Consider the following 19,554-nt stretch of genomic DNA (forward strand, 5'->3'; position numbering starts at 1 on the left):
TAAATCATAAAATAAAAAAATATTTCTTCCCTTTTTTAAAAAAAACTCCATATAAAAAACGATAAAATAGTTATTAAAAAAAGATAATCTTTTTTGGTCATTTTATAATGATTTAATTTAGTGCGTTTTTCGCCTAAAACATATCCACGTGCTTCCATAGCGTTCGCTAAAACTAAAGATTTTTGAAAAGATATCACAAAAATAGGAATTAATAAAGATAATAAATTATAAATCTTTTTAAATAAATTTTTAGTGTATAAATCCAAACCTCTAGACATTTGTGCTTTAATAATCTTTTTAGTTTCTTCCATTAAAAAAGGAATAAACATGAAAATTAAAGATATCATGATGGAAAAAAATTCTAAAGGAAATTTTAATTTTTTCAAAGGTTTTAAAACGATTTCCAAACCATCATTTATTTCCATAAAAGAAGTTGTTTCGTTAAACAAAGTGATAACCGTTAAAATCAATAAAATCCTAATAAAGATTAAAATAATTTTTAATAAATCTGTTTTTTTCAAGAATAATTGAACTGTATAATTTTCATCTATAAAAGGTATTTTATTTGTTTTCCACAAGTCCAAATGAGAAATAAGAAAAGGCATTGCCAAGAAAAAAATAACGAACAAAAAAGGATAAATATTCTTCGGAAAGATCTTTTTAAAAACGAAATAAAAAACCCCTAAACTGAACAACATTAAGTAAACATTCCACACTTGAAAAGAAATGTCTGTTCCTGCTTCTCCTTTTAAAGAAATATGAAAAATTAAACTTAATACAATAAGAAATTTCAAATGAGAAATGCGTTTTAACATTTTAACGACAGAAAAATTAAGATGTATTAACAAAAAAAATAAAACCAAAGTTAGAAAAACGAAAGGTCCAAAAAATAAAGCTTTTTCTAATAGGTTGGTTTCTTTGGAAAAAAAAGAGACATCTAAGCTAAAAATAATTTTAAAAAACGCAATGATAGCGATAATTTTAATCGCCGGATTAACGCTATATAAAAAAGATTTTTTCTTTAAATCAGGTTTTTGTTGTAAATCGGAATTAATCATCTAAACCATTATTTCCTTTATAAAATTTTTTTAAATATTTCAACATTTCTTCAAAAGAATAAGTAGGCACAAAGGGAATATTCAATTCTTTTTCTAAAAAATGCGCCAGTTGGAAAGTTTGTGGTTTATAAGGTGCAAATTTATTGAATTTTTCGTTCATAAAAAAATCTTCTTTAGAACCATCAAACATAATTTGACCTTTTTCTAAAAAAATCACTCTATTGGCATATTCTGCTACTAAATCTATATTATGAGTGATAAAAATAATAGTTTTTTTTTCTATTTGAAATAATTCTTGAAAAAAATTCATAATTTCAATTTGACTTTTAACATCTAAACCTCTCGTAGGTTCGTCTAAAACTAAAATAGCAGGACCCATAACTAAAATACCGGCAATAGCGACTTTTCTTTGTTGTCCGCCAGATAATTTAAAAGGAGAAGAAATAAATAAATCTTCTTCAATGCCTAACCTTTTTAAAACAGAAATAGCTTTCTTTTCTGAAGTGGCATTATTTATTTTCAAATTTTTAAGCGCAAACATCACATCTTTTAAAACAGTTGTTTCAAAAAGTTGATATTCAGGGAATTGAAAAACTAAGCCAATTTTACTCCTCAAAGAAGCTAAACGTTTTTCAGGCGTTTTGGAAGTTATTTTTTGCCCAAAAACTTCTATTTCACCTTCTGAAGGTGTTAATAAACCGTTCATCAATTGAACCAAAGTAGATTTTCCCGAACCAATTTGACCAATTAACGCGATAAATTCATTATTTTCGTTAATTTTTAAATTAATTTCTTTGATAGCATGTGTTTTTGTTTTATCATAATAATAACTTACATTTTTAAACTGTATTGCCATAAGATTTCCTTTATTTTTTGCAAAGATTCTTTTTTTTCATGAGATACATTTTCATCTTTTTTTAATAATTCATAATAAAGTTTCAAAGATAAAGGTAAATTAACAAAATATTTTTCCAAAAAAGAAGGTTCTTTGATCAAATTCGCTGGTTTATCGTGTTTCAAAAGATGACCTTTTTCTAAAATAATAATCTCATCACTTTGCAAAGCAAAAGATAAATCATGGGTGATAGTGATTAAAATCTTATTTTTTTGTTGATGAATGTTTTTGATAATATTATGAATTTCTTTAACTCCTTGGGGATCTAAAAAAGCGGTCGGTTCGTCAAAAATAATAATTTCTGGTTCCATCGCTAAAACAGAAGCAATAGCGACTTTTTGTTTTTGGCCACCAGATAGTTCTTGAGGTTTTTTGTCTAATAAATCATCAATGCCTAAAGAATGCGAAACGTCAAAAATTTTTTGTTGCATTTCTTCTCTTGGTAAATTTTGGTTTTCCAGACCGAAAGCGATATCGCTACGCACATCAAAGCCGATAAATTGATAATCAGGGTTTTGAAAAACAATCCCCATAAGAGGACGAATAACAGACAAATTATCTTCATTCAAATCTAAACCATTGATCGTAATTTGTCCTTTTTGATATTGCAATAAACTAATTAAAATTTTAACTAAAGTAGATTTGCCTGAACCATTATCACCTATTATAGAAACCCATGTTCCAGGATTGATCTTAAAATTCAAATCATGCAGAATTTGTTTTTCTTTGTAACTAAAATTTAAACCTTTAACAATTATCATTTTATAACCTAATTTTATTTATTTTAACCATTATAAAAATAAGAATAATTAAAATAAACTGGACCATTTTAAATATTCTTATTATAAAAAATATATTTTTTATAATAAGAATTGAATCTAATAAGAAAAAATATACTTTTTTAAATAAAAAATTAATTATTTGGCACATAAAAATGCACCCGATGAATCAATTTTGTTTCATTTTGCAGAAAAAAGAGAAATAACTTTTCTCTATTTAATAAAAAAACTTATTTGATCAAAGATTAAACAAGTTGTATAATTGCCATAGGAGCAGCGTCGCCTTTACGAGGTTCAGTTTTAATGATTCTCGTATAACCGCCCGGTCTGTCTTGATATTTGGCAGATAATTCGTTAAATAACTTTTGTAAAACAGTTTTATTTTCATCTATTTTTTCGTCAAACATTAAAAGAGATGCTTGTCTTCTTGCATGTAAAGTGTTTTTTTTACTTAAAGTTATAGATTTTTCAACTGCTCTTCTCAATTCTTTAGCTTTAGAAAAAGTAGTTACAATTTGTTCGTTTGCGATCAAACTGGAAACTAAACTTCTTAATAAAGATTTTCTTTGAGGGGTAGTACGTCTTAATTTACTGTAAGCCATTTTTTAATTTTAACCCACTTTCTAAAAAAATATTTTATTTGTCGTTTATTGGCATATTGAAACGAAGTTCTAATTCGTTCATTTTTGCTTTTAATTCATCAAAAGATTTTTTACCTAAACTATTTAATTTAGAAATATCTTTTTCTTTTTGACTCACTAATTCTTTTACAGTATTAATGCCTGATTTTTTCAAACTATTTAATAGTCTCACAGACAATTCTAATTGTTCGATTTTTAAATCTAAAGCATGATTGTAATTTTCAATTTCTGCTTCATAAATAAAGTCATTTTGTTGTTCTTGTTCGCATAAGTTAACTAAAACATTAAAATGATCTGCTAAAATTTTAGAAGCTGTCGATAAAGCTTGTTTAGCGGTAATAGCTTTATTAGTTTCGATATCAACTACTAATTCTTCTTTGTTACCTAATTTTTGTTCCACAGTGTAAGTTGTTTTTACAACTGGTGTATATAAAGAATCGATCGCTATAACTCCGAATTGGCTTTTATTAAAAACCTTGTTATTCGCAGCACTTTCATAACCAATGCCTCTTCTTACTGTCACTTCCATACGGAAACGAGTGTTTTCTGATACATGTGCTATGACTTGATCTTTATTAATGATATCTACTCCATCAACAACATTAAAATCTGCAGCTGTTACTGTTTTTTCTCCTGTAATATCGATTTCCAACTTTTGTTCAAAATCTTCATCTTGGGAATCAACAGCAATCACGACTTTTTTTAAATTTAAAATGATAGTCATAATATCTTCATAAACACCGTCCATAACGGTAAATTCATGTTCTACACCATCAATATGAACGTTTACAATAGCGGCACCTGGTAAAGAAGATAATAAAACTCTTCTCAAAGAATTTCCGATTGTAGTTCCGTATCCTTTTTCTAAACGTTGGATAACGAATCTTTTATCAAAAGCATCATCATTTTCATTGTCAACTAACATAATAGGTCTTAAAAATTTTAATTTTTTCATTTTCTACTCCCTTAATTAACCACGAGGACGTTTAGGTGGTCTACAACCATTATGAGGAATAGGAGTAACATCTTTAATAGCAGTAATTTCTAAACCTGATTCTTGTAAAGAACGGATAGAAGTTTCTCTACCTACTCCTGGACCTTTAATAAAGACTTCAACCTTTTGCATTCCTTGGTCTTTAGCCAATCCTGCTACTTTTCTAGCTACTTGTTGAGCTGCGAAAGAAGTTGATTTTCTGCTACCTTTAAAACCTAAAGAACCTGCGCTGCTCCAAGTGATTACATCACCTTCTAAATCGGTAATAGTCAATATGGTATTATTAAAAGTAGTATGAATATGAGCTATACCAAAAGGAACATTTTTTTTAATTTTTTTACGCTTTATGCGTTTTTTTTGAGCCATTTATTATCTCCCTCTTTTCGCATTCTTATTACTTTTTTTATCTTTATTAACACTTGAAGCCAGTTTTTTACGATTTTTCTTAGCCGTTTTAGCGTTATTTCTAGTTTTTTGTCCTCTTACTGGTAAACCTTTACGATGATGTATTCCTCTATCGCAACCGATTTCCATTAAACGTTTAATATTTACTAAAGCAGTCTCACGTCTTAGAGCGCCTTCACTCATTTTACTTAATTCATTTCTTATGCTAGACAATTGTTCTTCAGTTAAATCTTTAACACGAATATTTTCATCTATATTTAATTCGCTTAAAATTTGCTGAGAAGTTTTAAGTCCAACACCATAAATATAAGTAAGTGAAATCACTACTCTTTTATCACGAGGAACATCTATTCCTGCAATTCTTGCCATTTATAAACTCCTTTCCAAATTACCCTTGTCTTTGGTTATTGCGACGATTTTTTTTATTTATAATATAAACTCTTTTTTTACGACGTACAATGATGTCATCAGCACTACGTTTTTTAACAGAAGCTCTAACTTTCATTTTAAATATCTCCTTTTATTTAAAAAAATATTATTATCTTTTATCGATATAACGATAAACAATACGCCCTTTAGAATCTACTTTAACTTTATCACCTAACAAAATACGAATGTTATTGCTACGTATTTTGCCTGAAATATGAGCAATAATAATTTTTTTATTAGAAAGTTCTAATTTAAATTTAGCATTAGGTAAAATGCCAACTACTATAGCATCATCAAATTCAATAATATTTGGATTAACCATATTTATTTTTATTTTCCTATTTCTTTGTTTATGTTAATGTTAAAATTTCATATCCGTTTTCGGTCACTAAAACTGTGTGTTCAAAATGAGCACTTAAGCTTTTATCTGCTGTTATAGCAGTCCAACCGTCATTCAATATTTTAACTTCTTTAGTACCTAAAGTAAACATAGGTTCAATGCAAAAAGTCATTCCTGGTTGTAAGATGTAATCTTTATCAACAAAATCAAAATTAAAAATATAAGGTTTTTCATGCAATTGCAAACCAATTCCATGTCCGGAAAAAACCTCAACTATACCGTATTTATTCTTTTTACCAATTTCAAAAATAGCTGCAGAAATATCAGAAATACGATTGCCTGGTTTAACTTGTTCTATTCCAGCGAATAAAGACTTTTCAGTGTTTTCTAAAAGAGTTGCTACTTTTTTAGAAACTTTACCGATGGTATAAGTCCAAGCCGAATCAACGTAATAACCTTGATATTTGATCCCCATATCAATCGTAATGATATCGCCTTTTTTTAAAATTTGTTTTTTAGATGGTATTCCGTGCACGATAGCTTCGTTAACAGAAGTGCACATATAACCATCAAAACCTTTATAACCTTTAAAAGCGGAAACCACTCCATGTTTTTTAATCAATTCACGAGCAATCATATCTAAAGCAAAAGTAGAAATACCTTCTTTTAAAGAAAGAATTAATTCTTTTCTGATAGAAGATAAAATTTGACCTGCTTTTCTCATTATAGCAATTTCATTCTCTGATTTAATTATTATCATAAAGGGTAACCTGCCTTAAATCTAAACATAATGATTTCTTTTTCATTTATAAAATTTATTATTTAAAATAATTTTTTGTATAATTTCTTAACGTTAGTTTGAGTCGTTATACGTTGCATTACTTCAACAGCTACACCTACAACAATTAAAAGACTAGTACCACCTAATTGAACTTTAACTGTTCGGTGAGATGCATTACCCCAAACAAAAAATTTAATCAATTCAGGTAAAGCAGCTAAGACAGTTAAAGAAAAAGCGCCGATGACTGTTACTTTAAATAATTTTTGAGTAATTTTATAAACTGTTTCGTCTCCAGGTTTTACCCCTTCTAAGTAAGCATCTTGTTTTGATAAATGTTCGGCAATATCTGCCGGATTGATAGTTATAAAAGTAGAAAAAACTGAAAATAACAAAATTAATAATAAGTAAACAAAAAAACCTAAACCTAAATAACTACTTTGAGAGGCCTGAAATTGAGTTACCCATTTGGAAAAACCATTTTCTGGTCCCAACAAAAGCGAAATAGTGCCAAAAACTTGCAATAAACTGTTGGCTAAAATTACTGGCAAAATTCCTGAAGTATTAAGTTTTAAAGGGATGTGATTGTTTATTTTATCATTATTTTGTTTAGTGGCGTAAGTGATTGGAACTTTTAAATAAGCAGCTGATAAAATAACTGTTAAAATTAATAAGATTAACAGAACTACTAAAGTCAAGATTCTTTTAACTACAAAGTCTGAATTGTCGATGTTTGTTAAAAAATACAGTGTTTCAAATAAATTCTTACTGACACTAATTGCTACGAAAATAGAAATACCGTTTCCTATTCCTTTAGAAGTGATTAAATCAGCTAACCAAATGCTAATGAATGCTCCGACCACTAAAAAAAACACTATTTCTAAAACATGTGCTTTATTGTTAGCGAGTGTGGCAATTCCATCACGTTGAATAGAAGATAAAGCCGATCCTACTGCAAACAGCAAAGTCAAAGAACGAGTGACTAAATTGGTTTTATATTTTCCTCTTTCACCTTGTTCTTGCCATTCTTTCATAAAAGGAAATAATTTTTGTGCAAATTGGACAATAATAGAAGCAGTAATATAAGGATAAACTCCTAAAGATAAAAAATATATAGAACTATTAGTTTCGAACAAGCTAACTTTGATTTTCAACAAGTCTTTAATTTTTTCTTGTAAAGAAATTTGTTGTTTAAGCAACTCAGAAGGAATAACTAATTTATTACCGATAACAAAGATAAATAAAATAACCAAAGTAAATAAAATTTTTTTAATTATTTTACTTTTATCACGAAGAAAATCTATTACCATTTTCATCTTATGCTACCTTCAATATTTCGACATTTCCGCCAGCTTGTTGAATCAATTCTTGAGCTTTATTAGAAAATTTAGATGCTTGTACTGTTAATTTTTTAGTGAAAGTACCATTTGCCAATACTTTAATATCAGAAGTGTTTTTCTTGATAAGTCTTTTTTTCAATAATAATTCTCTAGTAACTACAGTATCATTGTCAAAAATTTCTAAATCTTTTAAATTAATTAAAAAATATTTTTTTTGATTAAAATTGTGGAACCCTCTTTTAGGAATTCTTTGGAAAAAAGGGATTTGTCCACCTTCAAAACCTGGTCTAACACCACCGCCAGAACGAGCCAATTGACCTTTATGTCCTTTACCAGAAGTTTTACCATTACCACTACCTGGACCACGACCTAAACGTTTAGTTGTTTTTCTAGCGCCTTTAACTGGTTTTAATAAATGTAACATAATTAAACTCTCCCTTCCAATACTTCTTTTACCACAACTAAATGATGTATTTTTTTAAGAACTCCTCTAACAGTAGGAACATCTTCTTTAATCACTTTTTGGTTAATTTTTCTTAATCCTAAGTGGTGAGCGTTTTTTACTTGATTGGGAGTCCTTCCGATCAAACTTTTATATAAAGTAATTTCTAATTTTTTCATTTCGCTATTCCTTTAATTTTCGCTTCTAAAGAAACTCCTCTTGCTTTTTCAACGTCTTTAATAGTTCTTAAGTTTTTTAAACCATCCATTACAGCTCTTAAAACGTTAATGGAAGTTCTTGAACCTAAAGACTTAGTTAAAATGTCGCTAATTCCTGCTAATTCCAAAACAGTTCTGGCAGCTTTACCACCAGCAACAATACCTGTTCCTTTGGAAGCTGGTTTTAAGAAAGCTTTTGTTGCGCCAAAATGACCAGTAATTTGGTGAGGAATAGTAGTTCCTACTAAAGCGATATCAACCATTTCTTTTTTAGCTTTTTCTAAAGCTTTTTTAATAGCATCAATGATTTCTTGCGCTTTACCAGTAGCAAAACCTACTTTTCCTTTTTTGTCACCGACAACAACTAAAGCGGAAAAACGAAAACGACGACCACCTTTAACAACTTTGGTAATTCTGTTAATTTTAACTACTTTTTCTTCGATTGAAGAAGCTTTTTTATTAACGAATTCTTTTTTCATTCTATTTACTTTCAAAATTGTAAACCTTCCTTTCGGGCAAAATCAGCTAAAGCTTTTATACGACCATGGTATAAACGTCCTCCACGATCAAAAACAACATTAGTAATGCCTTTTTCTAAAGCTTTTTTAGCAATCAGTGTGCCTATATCGGAAGCAACCTTTGTATTAACTACGTTGGCATTTATTTCTTTACTATGAGCACTGCACAAAGTAACTTTACGTTGATCATCGATTATTTGTGCATAAAAATATTTATTAGAATAAGAAACATTTAAACGTGGTTTAGCATTAGTTCCTATCACTTTTTTTCTTAAACGTAAATGACGTTTTTTACGTAAAACTTGTGAAGATTGTTTATTAATCATAGCTTAAATAAATGTCCTTTCTTATTTTTTAGCACTCTTACCAGCTTTTCGATGAATATATTGACCAACATAACGTATCCCTTTGCCTTTGTAAGGTTCTGGTTTGGATAATTTGGCAATTTTAGCAGCGAATTCGCCTACAAATTGTTTATCTACGCCTTTAACGGTAATTTCTGTGCTTTTAACGATTTCTACTTCTAAACCGGCAGGAATATTCATAACGATCGGATGCGAAAAACCTAAATTAAAAGTTAAAGTTGAGTCTTTCTTTTGAACGTTATAACCTAAACCAACGATTTCCATTTTTTTAACAAAAAATTGATCTAAACCGGTAATCATATTATTTAATAAAGCTCTTGTAGTGCCGTGAATTTTTTTCATAAAAATTTCATCATTAGGTCTTTTTACAGAAATTAAATTATCTTTATAATCGATTTTTAAAGAAGGATTAAATTGATATTCTAATTGTCCTTTAGAAGATTTAACTGTGATAAAATTGTTATCTTGAATGTCCACTTCTACACCTTTAGGAACTGTAATAACTTTATTTCCTACTCGTGACATGTCTTTCTCCTTAATAGTTACCAAATATAAGCTAAAACTTTGCCACCAATTTGAGATGATAAAGCTTCGTGATCAGTTAAAATTCCTTTTGAAGTAGATATTAAAGCTACTCCTAAGCCGCTTAAGACTCTAGGGATTTCATCAACGCCAACATATTTAGAAACTCTTTTTAAACCTTTAATAGTTCTTTCTTTTGTTTCGGAATTATATTTTAATTGGATAATAACGTTTCTTTTGGTTACATCTAAATTAAAATCTTTAATAAAACCTTCTTTTTTAATAACTTCTAACATTTTAATTTTTAACTTGGAAGCCGGAACTAAAACTTTTGCATGACGCATCGTATTAGCGTTGCGGATTCTTGTTAATAAATCAGCAATAGGGTCTGTCATAACCATATTTGTGTTCTCCTTTTTTTATTACCAACTAGCTTTTTTAATACCAGGAATTTCGCCTTTATTAGCTAATTCACGAAATTTAATTCTAGATAATCCGAATTTTCTCATATATCCTCTTGATCTACCATCGATCTGATCTATATTTTTAAGACGGACAGGGGAGGATTCCACAGGAAGACGAGATAAACCTTTATAATCTTTTTTTTGTTTTAACTCAAAACGTAAGTCTTTATATTTTAAAAATAAAGCTTTTTGTTTTTGGTTTTTAACTATTCTTGATTTTTTAGCCATAAAAACTCCATTTTATTTATTTTTTTGAAAAGGCATGCCGTGAAATTCTAATAATTTTCTAGCATCTTCATCATTTTTTGCCGTAGTGACAATACAAATATCCATTCCAAAAGTTTTTTTAACTTTATCAAAACTAATTTCAGGGAAAATAATTTGTTCTTTAATACCAAGTGCGTAATTCCCTCTACCGTCAAAAGACTTAGTAGGAACTCCTCTGAAATCTCTTACACGAGGTAATGCGATATGGATTAATTTGTTTAAAAAAGATTTTTGTTTGTTACCTCTTAAAGTAACTTTTAAACCGATTGGCATTCCTTCTCTTAACTTGAAGTTAGAGATAGATTTTTTAGCTTTAATAATGACAGGTCTTTGTCCGCTGATAGCAGTTAATTGTTCTGAAAATTCATCCAAAACTTTAATGTTAGTAACAGCTTCCCCTATCCCTACATTGATCACTATTTTGTCTATTTTAGGAACTTGCATTACTGATTTAAAATTAAAAATTTCTTTTAAAGCCAAAAACGAATTATTTTCAGTATAATTATTCTCTTTTTTCATTTATTCAAACCTTCTTTATTTAGAAATATCTAAAGTAGTGCCTGATTTTTTTGCATAACGTACTTTTTTACCTGACTCAAAACGGTAACCCACACGTGTAGGTACGTTTTTAACAGGATCTATTACAGCAACATTAGAAACATGAATAGGCAATTCTTCTTTAACGATATTTCCTTTATTTTCGTTGTCTGAAGGAGTTTTATGTTTAGTAGCAATATTTATTCCTTCAACTAAAACTTTTTGTTCTTTAAAAAAAACTTTTACTACTTTTCCGCTTTTAAGAGTTTTTTTACCTTTTTCATCAGTTGAAAAACGATCTTTTCCAGCAATAATAGCAACTGTATCTCCTACTTTAATGTACATTCGTCATACCTCATATTATAAATACTTCTTCAGCTAAAGACAGAAATTTAGAAAAATTATTATCTCTTAACTTTTGATTTTTAACAACAGGTCCAAATATTCTTGTTCCTTTAAGTGTCATATCATCTTTAACAATAACAACTGCGTTATCATCAAATTTAATGTAACTACCGTCTTTACCTTTTAAACCATGTTTAGTGCGTAAAATTAAAGCTTTGGTAACTGTTCCTTTTTTAACTGCGCTAGAAGCGATAGTTTTTTTGACAGTCACTACAACTAAATCACCTATATGAGCGTAACGTTTTTTACTTCCACCAGGAATACCAATAACTAAAACTTCTTTAGCTCCGCTATTGTCTGCCACTACTAAACGAGTATTTTTTTGAATCATATTTGAGACTCCTTATTTTTGGCATTGACAACTTTGAATAAACGGAATTTTTTAGTTTTAGAAAGAGGTCTTGTTTCCATAAAATTAACTAAATCGCCTACTTTTGCAACTTCTTTTTCATCATGAACATGAAATTTGTTAGTTTTTTTCACTCTTTTTTTGTATAAAGGATCTTTTTTGTAAGTATCCACAGCAACAGTGATTGTTTTTTGCATTTTATCAGAAACTACTACGCCTGATAAAATCTTTCTAGAATTACGCATTGAAATCAACCTCCTTTTCTTTTTTTTGAATTTTATTGAAATAAGGAATCTACAAAAAAATTATATATTTTATTTGCAAAAAATATATATTTATTTTTGTGTATCTGATTCTTTATTTTTTTCTTCGTTTTCCACTTGTTCAGTTTCAACTTCTGTAGTTTCTGTGTTTTCCGCTTCTACTTGAACCGCTTCAGTCGCAACTTCTTGCGCTTCTGCTTCTTGAGTTTCTGCTTGTTCAGTTTCTACCTTTGGAGCTTCCACTTGATCTTTTTCTAATGGATTATTTTGAATTGATTTTTGCTCTTCAACTAATGTTTTAGACTCTTGTGGGTTATTCTCAACAACTACATTGTGAGATAACTTTCTTTCGTTTAAAACTGTTTTCATTTGTGCAATTATGATTCTTATTTTGCGCACACGAGAAGTATTTTTTGTTTTAGATAATTCTAATTGTAATTTAGTGTCAAATAATTCTTTTTTAAAATGAAGAATTTTAGCATTTAATTCTTCGTTTGTCATTTTGCGAACGTCTTTGATTTTCATTATTCTTGACCTCTTTTAACGATTTTAGTTTTAATAGGTAATTTATGAGATGCAAGTCTTAGAGCTTCTTTTTCTGTTTTTTCTAAATTATTAAGATCACTAACTTCAAAAAGTACTTTGCCTTTTTTAACAACCGCTACCCAAAATTCAGGAGCACCTTTACCGGAACCCATTCGAACTTCTAAAGGTTTTCTAGTTAAAGATAAATGAGGGAAGATGTTTAACCAAACTTTACCTTCTCTTTTCATATGACGAGTCATAGCGATACGAGCAGATTCTATTTGTTGGCTAGTAATCCAAGCCCCTTCTTTTGCGATAAGACCATAATTACCATTATTGATCTTATTTTTACCTTTAGATTTTCCTTCGTAACTTACACGATGTGGGCGACGGTATTTAGTTTTTTTTGGCATTAACATAATTATTTACCTCTTTCCCCATCTAGGACGTTATTTTTGTTTTAACATTTTTAGTATTGTTAACTTTTTTTGAAAATGGTTTTTTATTTTCAAATTTTGATTTTCTATCAGAAAATTTAGCTCTTCTGTCGTCAAATTTTGGTTTTCTGTCTTGAGGATTAACTCTTTTTTCATCATGTTGAGAAACTAATAATTTTCTAGTATCTTCGATAGTTTGTTTAGGTAAAACTTCACCATGATAAATCCATACTTTAACGCCTAAAACGCCATAAGTAGTGTGAGCTTCTTCAAAAGCATAATCAATATCCGCTCTTAGAGTGTGAAGAGGAACAAGTCCTTTAGAAAGGGTTTCTTGTCTAGCTATTTCAGCGCCGCCTAAACGACCGGAAATAATAATTTTAACACCTTTAACGCCTGTTTTTAAAACTTTTTGCACTGTCATTTTTTGAGCAGCGCGGAAAAAAGCTCTTTGTTCTAATTGGATAGCTAAATTTTGTGCTACCAATATAGCTACTTTATCAGGGTTTTTAATTTCTAAGACGTTTAAAATGATATCTTTTTTAATTAATTTTTTGATTTTTTCAACTAATTTATTTTTTTCTTTGTTTTCAGGTCCAACAACTATACCTAATTTTGAAGTGTATAAAAAAATTTGGATTTGTTCTTTGTTGGATTTTTTAAAACGTTGAATTTCGATGCGGGAAATAGTTGCTTTAGGATAATGGTTATTAATTAAATTTCTGATTTGATAATCTTCAAGAATTAAATTAGGAACTTGTTTATCTTCGGCGTACCATTTGGAATCCCAATTTCTAATGATTCCTAATCTTAAACCGGTTGGACTACTCTTTTGACCCATTTTCAACTATCTCCTTTTCTTCTATTTGTTGGATGACTGATTGCTTTTTAACTGTTTTCTTTTCTTCTACCGTTTTGGAAGAAACAACTATTGTAATATGAGAAGTTCTTTTCTTAATTTTATCAGTTTTTCCTTTAGCTCTTGGCAATAAACGAGTTAAACGAAGACCTTCATTAACAAAAATTTCTTTCACGTATAATTCTTCTTCTTTAAGGCTAAAATTATGAACAGCGTTGGCAACAGCACTTTTTAAAAGCTTTGAAACGATTGGAGATGCTGCTTTTGGAGTAAACATCAAAATTGCTTGCGCTTCTCTAACATGTTTGCCACGGATTAAATCCGCTACTAAACGTGTTTTTCTAGGAGCAACAGACATCTGATTTGCAATAGCTTTTACATTCATATGTTTAATGCCTTTCTAAATTATTTTTTTTGAATTTTTTTATCTTTTTTAGCATGTCCACGAAAAGTACGAGTTGGAGAAAATTCACCTAATTTGTGACCCACCATATCTTCTGTAATGGAAGAAATAATGTATTCTCTTCCGTTATAAACAGCGATTTTGTGACCGATAAATTCTGGTAAAATAGTGGATCTACGTGAACGCGTTTGAATAACTTTTTTATTTTTTGTTGCGTTCTGTTTTAGTACTTTTGCTAATAAATGTTCATCATAAAAAGGACCTTTTTTAATCGAACGAGCCATAAATTTACCTCTTTATTTTATTTCTTACGACGTTTTAAAATTAAACTATTAGAAAATTTATTTTTTTTACGTGTTTTAACTCCACGAGCTTTTTTACCCCAAGGAGTCATAGGTGACTTACGTCCAATAGGAGCACGACCTTCACCACCACCATGAGGGTGATCGTTAGGATTCATCGCAGAACCTCTAACAGTCGGTCTGATAGATAAGTAACGCGTTCTTCCTGCTTTACCGTTTCTAATTAACTTATAAGTTTCATTCCCTATAACGCCGATAGTGGCTCTACAAGTGGATAAAACTTGTCTAATTTCTCCGGAAGGCAAACTAAGAACAACATATTTTTCTTCTTTTTTAACGATTTGAACAGAAGTTCCTGCACCACGTGCTAATTGTCCACCTTTACCAGGTTTTAACTCAATATTATGTACGAAAGAACCAGCAGGAATATTTTTTAATGGTAAAGTATTACCTACTTTAATTTCAGCATTAGAACCGGCAGAAATCTCAGTTCCTACAGTTAAACCTTTAGGAGCTAAAATATATCTTTTTTCTCCGTCTTTATAATGGATTAAAGAAATATTAGCGTTACGATTTGGATCATATTCAACAGTAGCAACTTTACCAACTATATCGTCTTTATTACGTTTAAAATCGATAATACGATATTTTTGTTTTACTCCGCCACCATGATGCCTTACAGTAATTTTTCCTTGATTATTTCTTCCGCCTGTACTTTTTTTAGGACGTAATAAACTTTTTTCAGGTTGGGAAGTAGCGATCTCGTCAAAACTTTGCAGTCTCATATTACGACTACCATTAGATATAGGTTTATATTTTTTAATAGACATACAATGGATAACCTTTCTTTAATTTTTAAAAAAAAATTAATCTTTTATTTTTTTTATTTTGAATCAGAATCGCTAAAAATGTCTATTCTTTGACCAGGAACTAATTTAATGATAGCTTTTTTATAAGATGCCGTATAACCTTCGTATTTACCCTTTTTTTTGTATTTAGGTAAAACGTTGCTAGTACGTACAGCTAAAACTTTAACATTAAAAATGTGTTCAACAGCTTTTTTAATTTCTATTTTATTAGCTCTTTTATCCACTTTAAAAGTGTATTCGTTTTGTAATTCTAATTTTTTATTAGTAGCTTCAGTGATAACAGGAGTTTTAAGCCATTCATAATATTTAATCATTGTTTAAAACCTCCTCAAAATGAGCAATAGCGCCTTTAGTTACGAATAAACGTTTAGCGTTCAAGATTTGATAAACACTTACATGAGAAGCGCTTTCTAAAGTTACTTGAGGTAAATTATTAGTAGAACGCATTAAATTTTCAGTTATTTCTGTAACTATTACTAAAACTTTTTCTGTAATTTGTAAATTTTTTAAAATTTGTTGAAATTCTTTAGTTTTTGGTGTTTCTAATTTTAAAGATTCAACTACGGTTAAGTTATTGTTTTGAGTTTGCAATGACAAAGCGGAATTTAAAGCTAATCTTCTAACTTTCCAATTCATTTTAAAATCATAATCTCTTGGTTTCGGACCAAAAGCAACTCCACCGCCTCTCCATAAAGGAGAACGAATCGTACCGTGACGAGCATTACCTGTGCCTTTTTGAGCCCAAGGTTTTCTTCCTCCACCGGAAACTGCAGATCTATTTTTAGTTGAATGAGTTCCTTGACGCATTGCTGCTCTTTGTTTGTTAACCACATCATATAAAACTTGTTGATTAGGTTTTATACCGAAAACTTGGTCTAACAAAACAATTTCTGAACTCATTTTACCATTTTGATCAAAAACATTACATTTAGGCATTTGGATTCTCCCTTGTCATTTTTTTCACAGCAGTTTTAATTATTAAATAACCTTTTTTAGGTCCTGGTACATTACCTTTAATTAAAAATAATTTTTTATCAGAAACAACAGAAACTATTTTTAAATTTTGAACAGTAACTGTGTCACAACCCATGTGTCCAGGTAATTTTTTACCTGTAATATTACCTTTAATAGGTCCCATTGAACCAGGTCTTCTGTGATAACGAGAACCGTGACTCTCAGGTCCTCTACTTTGGTTGTGTCTTTTAATTGAACCAGCAAAACCTTTACCTTTGCTAACTCCTACAACATCAACGATTTCTCCTGTTTGGAAAATATCTTGCGTTAATGTTTCTCCTACTTCTAAAGAAGCTAATTCGTTTTTAAAGTCAGGTAAAAAAGATAACTCTCTAACAAAATACTTAGGAGCAGTTCTGGCTTTACCAAAATGACCGATAAGTGGTTTTGTGGACGATTTTTCTTTTTTAGAAGCGAATCCTAATTGAGTAGCTTGATAGCCATCTTTTTCTATAGTTTTTTGTTGTAAAACAACATTATCAGAAACATCCACAACAGTAACAGGGATTGCAAATCCTTGTTCATCAAAAATTTGAGTCATTCCTAATTTTCTTCCCAAAATTCCTTTAGCCATTTTGTTCCCCTTTCTTAAAATTATCAAAATAATTTTTTTCTTTTTTTTAATTATTTATTTATTTTTTTAAATAAATATTTACTGAATATGGTAAATTAATGTGCATTAAAGCATCGATCGTTTTAGCATTCGGATTAATAATTTGAATTAAACGTTTGTGAGTAGAACGACCAAATTGTTCTCTACTATCTTTATTTACAAAAGGCGAACGTAAAACAGTAAAAACCTCGTTTTTAGTTGGAAGAGGTATTGGACCTTTTATCTGAGCTCCTGTTTTGGAAATACTAGTGATAATTTTTTTTGCTGCTTGATCTATCAAATGATGATCGTAAGTTTTTAAAAGAATTTTAACAACTTCTTGTTCTTGAGCCACTGTTCTTATTCTCCTTTCTTGATTTTGATAATGACAATAACTTCCCAAATATATTTTTTTATAAAACAAATATTTTTTTAATGTGATAAATAGTTAGTTTTTATAAAAAATAAAATATTTTATATTATTTTAAAAAAAGACACGTTTTGAAATAATATAAAATGTTATAAAATTTAAATAATTTTTATTATATCATAACTAAAAAAAACAAGCATTTTTATTATATATTAAATTTAAATTTATTGCAAATAAAAAGATGTTTTTATTACAAAAATAATGTTTTTTTTAAAAAACAAATACTTTACCTTCTTAAAGGCGTTCTAAATATTTTGTTTTTTAAAAAAATTTTTAAATATTTTTAACAGCTGCTCTTAATTTTGCCGAACGACTGCGAAGATTTAATTTTAATTCTTCCTCACTAGGACAAATAATTTTTTTAGTTAGAATTTTCAAAGGAGAAGGAGGAATGTCTTTTTCTTTAATAGGCAAGTTAGGAAGAACATGAGTATGACTGTTTTTTTTAAAAAAGTTTTTAACCAAACGATCTTCTAAAGAATTAAAACTAATCACTACCATTTTACCATTTTTTTTCAATAATTGAAGACCTTGTTGCAAAGCTTTTGTTAAAACTTGCAATTCTTGATTGACCTCTATCCTTAAAGCTTGGAAAACTCTTTTAGCGCTGTGACCTCTTTTGTCCTTTTTACCGTAAGAAAAATAAAATTTATCAGTAATTTCTACCAATTCTAAAGTATTTTTTAAAGGGCGTCTTTTAATAATTTCTTTTGCTATTAAAGTTGATTTAGGTTCCTCGCCATAAATGAAAAAGATATCTCTCAACTGTTCGTAACTGTAAGTATTAATAATAGTTTGAGCCGATTGGCTTTGGTTACGATTCATTCTCATATCTAAAGAAGAATCTTTTAAATAACTAAAGCCTCTTTGAGGGTCATCAATTTGAAATGAAGACAAACCTAAATCAAAAATAATACCATCAATAGCATCGATATTTCTTTTCGCCAATTCTTCTTTTAAAAAAGAAAAATTATTATGAATTAAAGTAATTCTTTTTTCTTCTTTAAAAATGTCTTGACATTTGGAAATAGCGAATAAATCTTGATCAAAAGAATACAAAGAACCTTCGGAAGAGAGTTTTTGCAAAATCGCTGAACTATGCCCTCCTCCGCCTAAAGTGGCATCAACATAAATGCCTTGAGGATTAATATCTAAATATTGGATGACTTCCTTGGTGAGAACGGGAATGTGAATATCTGGTACCACTGGTTTAGTTCCTTTTTCGTCTTTAGCGATAACCATTTTTTATTTAAAAACTATTTTAAAATTATCGTTAATAATTTCTGATAAAGCTTTACTGACGATTTTTTTACTAGGAAGTTTGACAGAAGATAAACTATTGTTTTTCTCTATCACGTGAGCTATTTTACCAGATAAAAAAGCTAATTTATATTTAGAATCAATTCTTTTTAATAATTCATCAATAGAAGGACGGTTAATGCCTTCGTTTTTATCTTTTAACATATTCTTTTTCAACCTTTTTTATTTAAAATTTCTGTTAAATAATAAGAAATACTGTTTTTAACTTTAGAATGTTCGGCAATAATGATCGAAATTATTTTATCAACAGCTTTATCAATATCATCGTTAACTACGATATAATCATATTTATAAGCTAATAAAAACTCTTGATCCGCTTTGTCCATTCTTTGGCGAATAATTTCTTCGGATTCTGTATTTCTTTTCTTTAAGCGATTGTATAAAGCTTGTTTTGTAGGAGGAACGATGAAAATAAAAATAGCGTCTTTACTAATTTTATGTTTTCTAATTTGCAAAGAACCTTGGACATCGATTTCTAAGATAACTTCTTTACCTTCTTCAACTTGATCTAAGACTTTGTCATAAGGTGTTCCATAATAATTGCCAATAAATTTATTATGTTCTAAAAAATATTTTTCTTTAATTTTTTGTTGGAAAAACGCTTGATCAACGAAAAAGTAATCTTTTCCTTCTATTTCCCCTGCTCTAGGGGCTCTTGTTGTCATGGAAGAAGAATAAACAAAATTATGACCTTCTTTTTTCAACAAAGCCTTTGTAAGAGTGCCTTTTCCAACTCCTGATGGACCTGAAATTACTATAACTAATCCTTTTTTATGTAATCTCATATTTGCCAT

Annotated in this window: 35 protein-coding genes; all 35 read right to left on the reverse strand. The window is 29.1% G+C overall.

What is annotated here, in order from left to right; translation table 11 throughout:
- Positions 1 to 35: 35 nt before the first annotated feature.
- Entirely contained in the window at positions 36 to 1,058 is a 1,023-nt protein-coding gene (locus HR065_RS01910; protein WP_178734223.1) for an energy-coupling factor transporter transmembrane component T family protein, read from the reverse strand.
- Positions 1,051 to 1,914, reverse strand: coding sequence for an ATP-binding cassette domain-containing protein (locus tag HR065_RS01915; RefSeq protein ID WP_178734224.1), 864 nt, complete (start codon positions 1,912 to 1,914; stop codon positions 1,051 to 1,053). The genes HR065_RS01910 and HR065_RS01915 overlap by 8 nt, the downstream gene beginning before the upstream one ends.
- Positions 1,890 to 2,714, reverse strand: coding sequence for an ATP-binding cassette domain-containing protein (locus HR065_RS01920; protein WP_178734225.1), 825 nt, complete (start codon positions 2,712 to 2,714; stop codon positions 1,890 to 1,892). The genes HR065_RS01915 and HR065_RS01920 overlap by 25 nt, the downstream gene beginning before the upstream one ends.
- A 263-nt stretch (positions 2,715 to 2,977) precedes the next feature.
- Entirely contained in the window at positions 2,978 to 3,334 is a 357-nt protein-coding gene (rplQ, locus tag HR065_RS01925; RefSeq protein ID WP_178734226.1) for a 50S ribosomal protein L17, read from the reverse strand.
- A 34-nt stretch (positions 3,335 to 3,368) separates the two neighbouring features.
- Positions 3,369 to 4,328: a DNA-directed RNA polymerase subunit alpha gene (locus HR065_RS01930; protein WP_178734227.1), complete on the reverse strand. Its 960-nt coding sequence runs from the start codon at positions 4,326 to 4,328 to the stop codon at positions 3,369 to 3,371.
- 15 nt (positions 4,329 to 4,343) lie between these two features.
- Positions 4,344 to 4,733, reverse strand: a complete 390-nt coding sequence (rpsK, locus tag HR065_RS01935; RefSeq protein WP_178734228.1) for a 30S ribosomal protein S11 — start codon at positions 4,731 to 4,733, stop codon at positions 4,344 to 4,346.
- Between the two features lie 3 nt (positions 4,734 to 4,736).
- The gene (gene rpsM / locus HR065_RS01940) at positions 4,737 to 5,141 is read right to left on the reverse strand and encodes a 30S ribosomal protein S13 (RefSeq protein ID WP_178734229.1); all 405 of its coding nucleotides are present in this window, start codon (positions 5,139 to 5,141) and stop codon (positions 4,737 to 4,739) included.
- 19 nt (positions 5,142 to 5,160) lie between these two features.
- Positions 5,161 to 5,277, reverse strand: a complete 117-nt coding sequence (gene rpmJ, locus HR065_RS01945) for a 50S ribosomal protein L36 (RefSeq protein WP_017192653.1) — start codon at positions 5,275 to 5,277, stop codon at positions 5,161 to 5,163.
- A gap of 33 nt (positions 5,278 to 5,310) precedes the next feature.
- Positions 5,311 to 5,523: a translation initiation factor IF-1 gene (infA, locus tag HR065_RS01950; protein WP_017192652.1), complete on the reverse strand. Its 213-nt coding sequence runs from the start codon at positions 5,521 to 5,523 to the stop codon at positions 5,311 to 5,313.
- A 28-nt stretch (positions 5,524 to 5,551) separates the two neighbouring features.
- Positions 5,552 to 6,301 (reverse strand): type I methionyl aminopeptidase, encoded by a 750-nt coding sequence (map, locus tag HR065_RS01955; RefSeq protein WP_178734230.1) that lies wholly within the window; start codon positions 6,299 to 6,301, stop codon positions 5,552 to 5,554.
- 62 nt (positions 6,302 to 6,363) lie between these two features.
- Positions 6,364 to 7,635 (reverse strand): preprotein translocase subunit SecY, encoded by a 1,272-nt coding sequence (secY, locus tag HR065_RS01960; protein WP_178734231.1) that lies wholly within the window; start codon positions 7,633 to 7,635, stop codon positions 6,364 to 6,366.
- 1 nt (position 7,636) lies between these two features.
- Positions 7,637 to 8,083, reverse strand: coding sequence for a 50S ribosomal protein L15 (gene rplO / locus HR065_RS01965; protein ID WP_178734232.1), 447 nt, complete (start codon positions 8,081 to 8,083; stop codon positions 7,637 to 7,639).
- Between the two features lie 2 nt (positions 8,084 to 8,085).
- Positions 8,086 to 8,280 (reverse strand): 50S ribosomal protein L30, encoded by a 195-nt coding sequence (gene rpmD / locus HR065_RS01970; RefSeq protein WP_178734233.1) that lies wholly within the window; start codon positions 8,278 to 8,280, stop codon positions 8,086 to 8,088.
- Complete coding sequence (gene rpsE / locus HR065_RS01975; RefSeq protein WP_178734255.1) at positions 8,277 to 8,798, reverse strand: 30S ribosomal protein S5; 522 nt, start codon at positions 8,796 to 8,798, stop codon at positions 8,277 to 8,279. The genes rpmD and rpsE overlap by 4 nt, the downstream gene beginning before the upstream one ends.
- Before the next feature lie 11 nt (positions 8,799 to 8,809).
- Positions 8,810 to 9,163, reverse strand: coding sequence for a 50S ribosomal protein L18 (gene rplR, locus HR065_RS01980; protein WP_178734234.1), 354 nt, complete (start codon positions 9,161 to 9,163; stop codon positions 8,810 to 8,812).
- A 21-nt stretch (positions 9,164 to 9,184) separates the two neighbouring features.
- Entirely contained in the window at positions 9,185 to 9,727 is a 543-nt protein-coding gene (rplF, locus tag HR065_RS01985; protein ID WP_178734235.1) for a 50S ribosomal protein L6, read from the reverse strand.
- Positions 9,728 to 9,744: 17 nt separating this feature from the next.
- Positions 9,745 to 10,125, reverse strand: a complete 381-nt coding sequence (gene rpsH / locus HR065_RS01990; RefSeq protein WP_017192133.1) for a 30S ribosomal protein S8 — start codon at positions 10,123 to 10,125, stop codon at positions 9,745 to 9,747.
- A 21-nt stretch (positions 10,126 to 10,146) separates the two neighbouring features.
- Positions 10,147 to 10,416, reverse strand: coding sequence for a 30S ribosomal protein S14 (gene rpsN, locus HR065_RS01995; RefSeq protein WP_178734236.1), 270 nt, complete (start codon positions 10,414 to 10,416; stop codon positions 10,147 to 10,149).
- A 12-nt stretch (positions 10,417 to 10,428) separates the two neighbouring features.
- The gene (gene rplE, locus HR065_RS02000; RefSeq protein ID WP_178734237.1) at positions 10,429 to 10,974 is read right to left on the reverse strand and encodes a 50S ribosomal protein L5; all 546 of its coding nucleotides are present in this window, start codon (positions 10,972 to 10,974) and stop codon (positions 10,429 to 10,431) included.
- Positions 10,975 to 10,989: 15 nt separating this feature from the next.
- Positions 10,990 to 11,337, reverse strand: coding sequence for a 50S ribosomal protein L24 (rplX, locus tag HR065_RS02005; protein WP_178734238.1), 348 nt, complete (start codon positions 11,335 to 11,337; stop codon positions 10,990 to 10,992).
- 10 nt (positions 11,338 to 11,347) lie between these two features.
- Positions 11,348 to 11,728: a 50S ribosomal protein L14 gene (gene rplN, locus HR065_RS02010; RefSeq protein WP_178734239.1), complete on the reverse strand. Its 381-nt coding sequence runs from the start codon at positions 11,726 to 11,728 to the stop codon at positions 11,348 to 11,350.
- Positions 11,725 to 11,997 (reverse strand): 30S ribosomal protein S17, encoded by a 273-nt coding sequence (gene rpsQ, locus HR065_RS02015; RefSeq protein ID WP_026072016.1) that lies wholly within the window; start codon positions 11,995 to 11,997, stop codon positions 11,725 to 11,727. Before rpsQ ends, rplN begins: the two co-directional genes overlap by 4 nt.
- Before the next feature lie 84 nt (positions 11,998 to 12,081).
- Positions 12,082 to 12,534, reverse strand: coding sequence for a 50S ribosomal protein L29 (gene rpmC, locus HR065_RS02020; RefSeq protein ID WP_244948338.1), 453 nt, complete (start codon positions 12,532 to 12,534; stop codon positions 12,082 to 12,084).
- Positions 12,534 to 12,953: a 50S ribosomal protein L16 gene (rplP, locus tag HR065_RS02025; RefSeq protein ID WP_017192638.1), complete on the reverse strand. Its 420-nt coding sequence runs from the start codon at positions 12,951 to 12,953 to the stop codon at positions 12,534 to 12,536. Before rplP ends, rpmC begins: the two co-directional genes overlap by 1 nt.
- Positions 12,954 to 12,975: 22 nt before the next feature.
- Positions 12,976 to 13,812 (reverse strand): 30S ribosomal protein S3, encoded by an 837-nt coding sequence (rpsC, locus tag HR065_RS02030; protein WP_178734240.1) that lies wholly within the window; start codon positions 13,810 to 13,812, stop codon positions 12,976 to 12,978.
- Complete coding sequence (rplV, locus tag HR065_RS02035) at positions 13,796 to 14,215, reverse strand: 50S ribosomal protein L22 (protein WP_178734241.1); 420 nt, start codon at positions 14,213 to 14,215, stop codon at positions 13,796 to 13,798. Before rplV ends, rpsC begins: the two co-directional genes overlap by 17 nt.
- 20 nt (positions 14,216 to 14,235) lie before the next feature.
- Positions 14,236 to 14,517, reverse strand: a complete 282-nt coding sequence (gene rpsS, locus HR065_RS02040; RefSeq protein ID WP_178734242.1) for a 30S ribosomal protein S19 — start codon at positions 14,515 to 14,517, stop codon at positions 14,236 to 14,238.
- A 17-nt stretch (positions 14,518 to 14,534) separates the two neighbouring features.
- Positions 14,535 to 15,365, reverse strand: coding sequence for a 50S ribosomal protein L2 (gene rplB / locus HR065_RS02045; protein WP_178734243.1), 831 nt, complete (start codon positions 15,363 to 15,365; stop codon positions 14,535 to 14,537).
- A 53-nt stretch (positions 15,366 to 15,418) separates the two neighbouring features.
- The gene (gene rplW / locus HR065_RS02050) at positions 15,419 to 15,718 is read right to left on the reverse strand and encodes a 50S ribosomal protein L23 (RefSeq protein WP_017192633.1); all 300 of its coding nucleotides are present in this window, start codon (positions 15,716 to 15,718) and stop codon (positions 15,419 to 15,421) included.
- Positions 15,711 to 16,340: a 50S ribosomal protein L4 gene (gene rplD, locus HR065_RS02055; RefSeq protein WP_178734244.1), complete on the reverse strand. Its 630-nt coding sequence runs from the start codon at positions 16,338 to 16,340 to the stop codon at positions 15,711 to 15,713. The genes rplW and rplD overlap by 8 nt, the downstream gene beginning before the upstream one ends.
- Positions 16,333 to 16,992, reverse strand: coding sequence for a 50S ribosomal protein L3 (gene rplC, locus HR065_RS02060; protein ID WP_178734245.1), 660 nt, complete (start codon positions 16,990 to 16,992; stop codon positions 16,333 to 16,335). The genes rplD and rplC overlap by 8 nt, the downstream gene beginning before the upstream one ends.
- Positions 16,993 to 17,050: 58 nt before the next feature.
- The gene (rpsJ, locus tag HR065_RS02065) at positions 17,051 to 17,365 is read right to left on the reverse strand and encodes a 30S ribosomal protein S10 (RefSeq protein WP_017191823.1); all 315 of its coding nucleotides are present in this window, start codon (positions 17,363 to 17,365) and stop codon (positions 17,051 to 17,053) included.
- Positions 17,366 to 17,713: 348 nt separating this feature from the next.
- Entirely contained in the window at positions 17,714 to 18,682 is a 969-nt protein-coding gene (gene rsmH / locus HR065_RS02070; protein WP_178734246.1) for a 16S rRNA (cytosine(1402)-N(4))-methyltransferase RsmH, read from the reverse strand.
- Between the two features lie 3 nt (positions 18,683 to 18,685).
- Complete coding sequence (rpoZ, locus tag HR065_RS02075; protein ID WP_017192260.1) at positions 18,686 to 18,904, reverse strand: DNA-directed RNA polymerase subunit omega; 219 nt, start codon at positions 18,902 to 18,904, stop codon at positions 18,686 to 18,688.
- 8 nt (positions 18,905 to 18,912) lie between these two features.
- Positions 18,913 to 19,545, reverse strand: coding sequence for a guanylate kinase (gmk, locus tag HR065_RS02080; protein WP_178734256.1), 633 nt, complete (start codon positions 19,543 to 19,545; stop codon positions 18,913 to 18,915).
- Between the last annotated feature and the right edge of the window lie 9 nt (positions 19,546 to 19,554).

Source organism: Candidatus Phytoplasma pruni (assembly GCF_013391955.1).
In the GTDB taxonomy this organism is placed as follows: domain Bacteria; phylum Bacillota_I; class Bacilli_A; order Acholeplasmatales; family Acholeplasmataceae; genus Phytoplasma.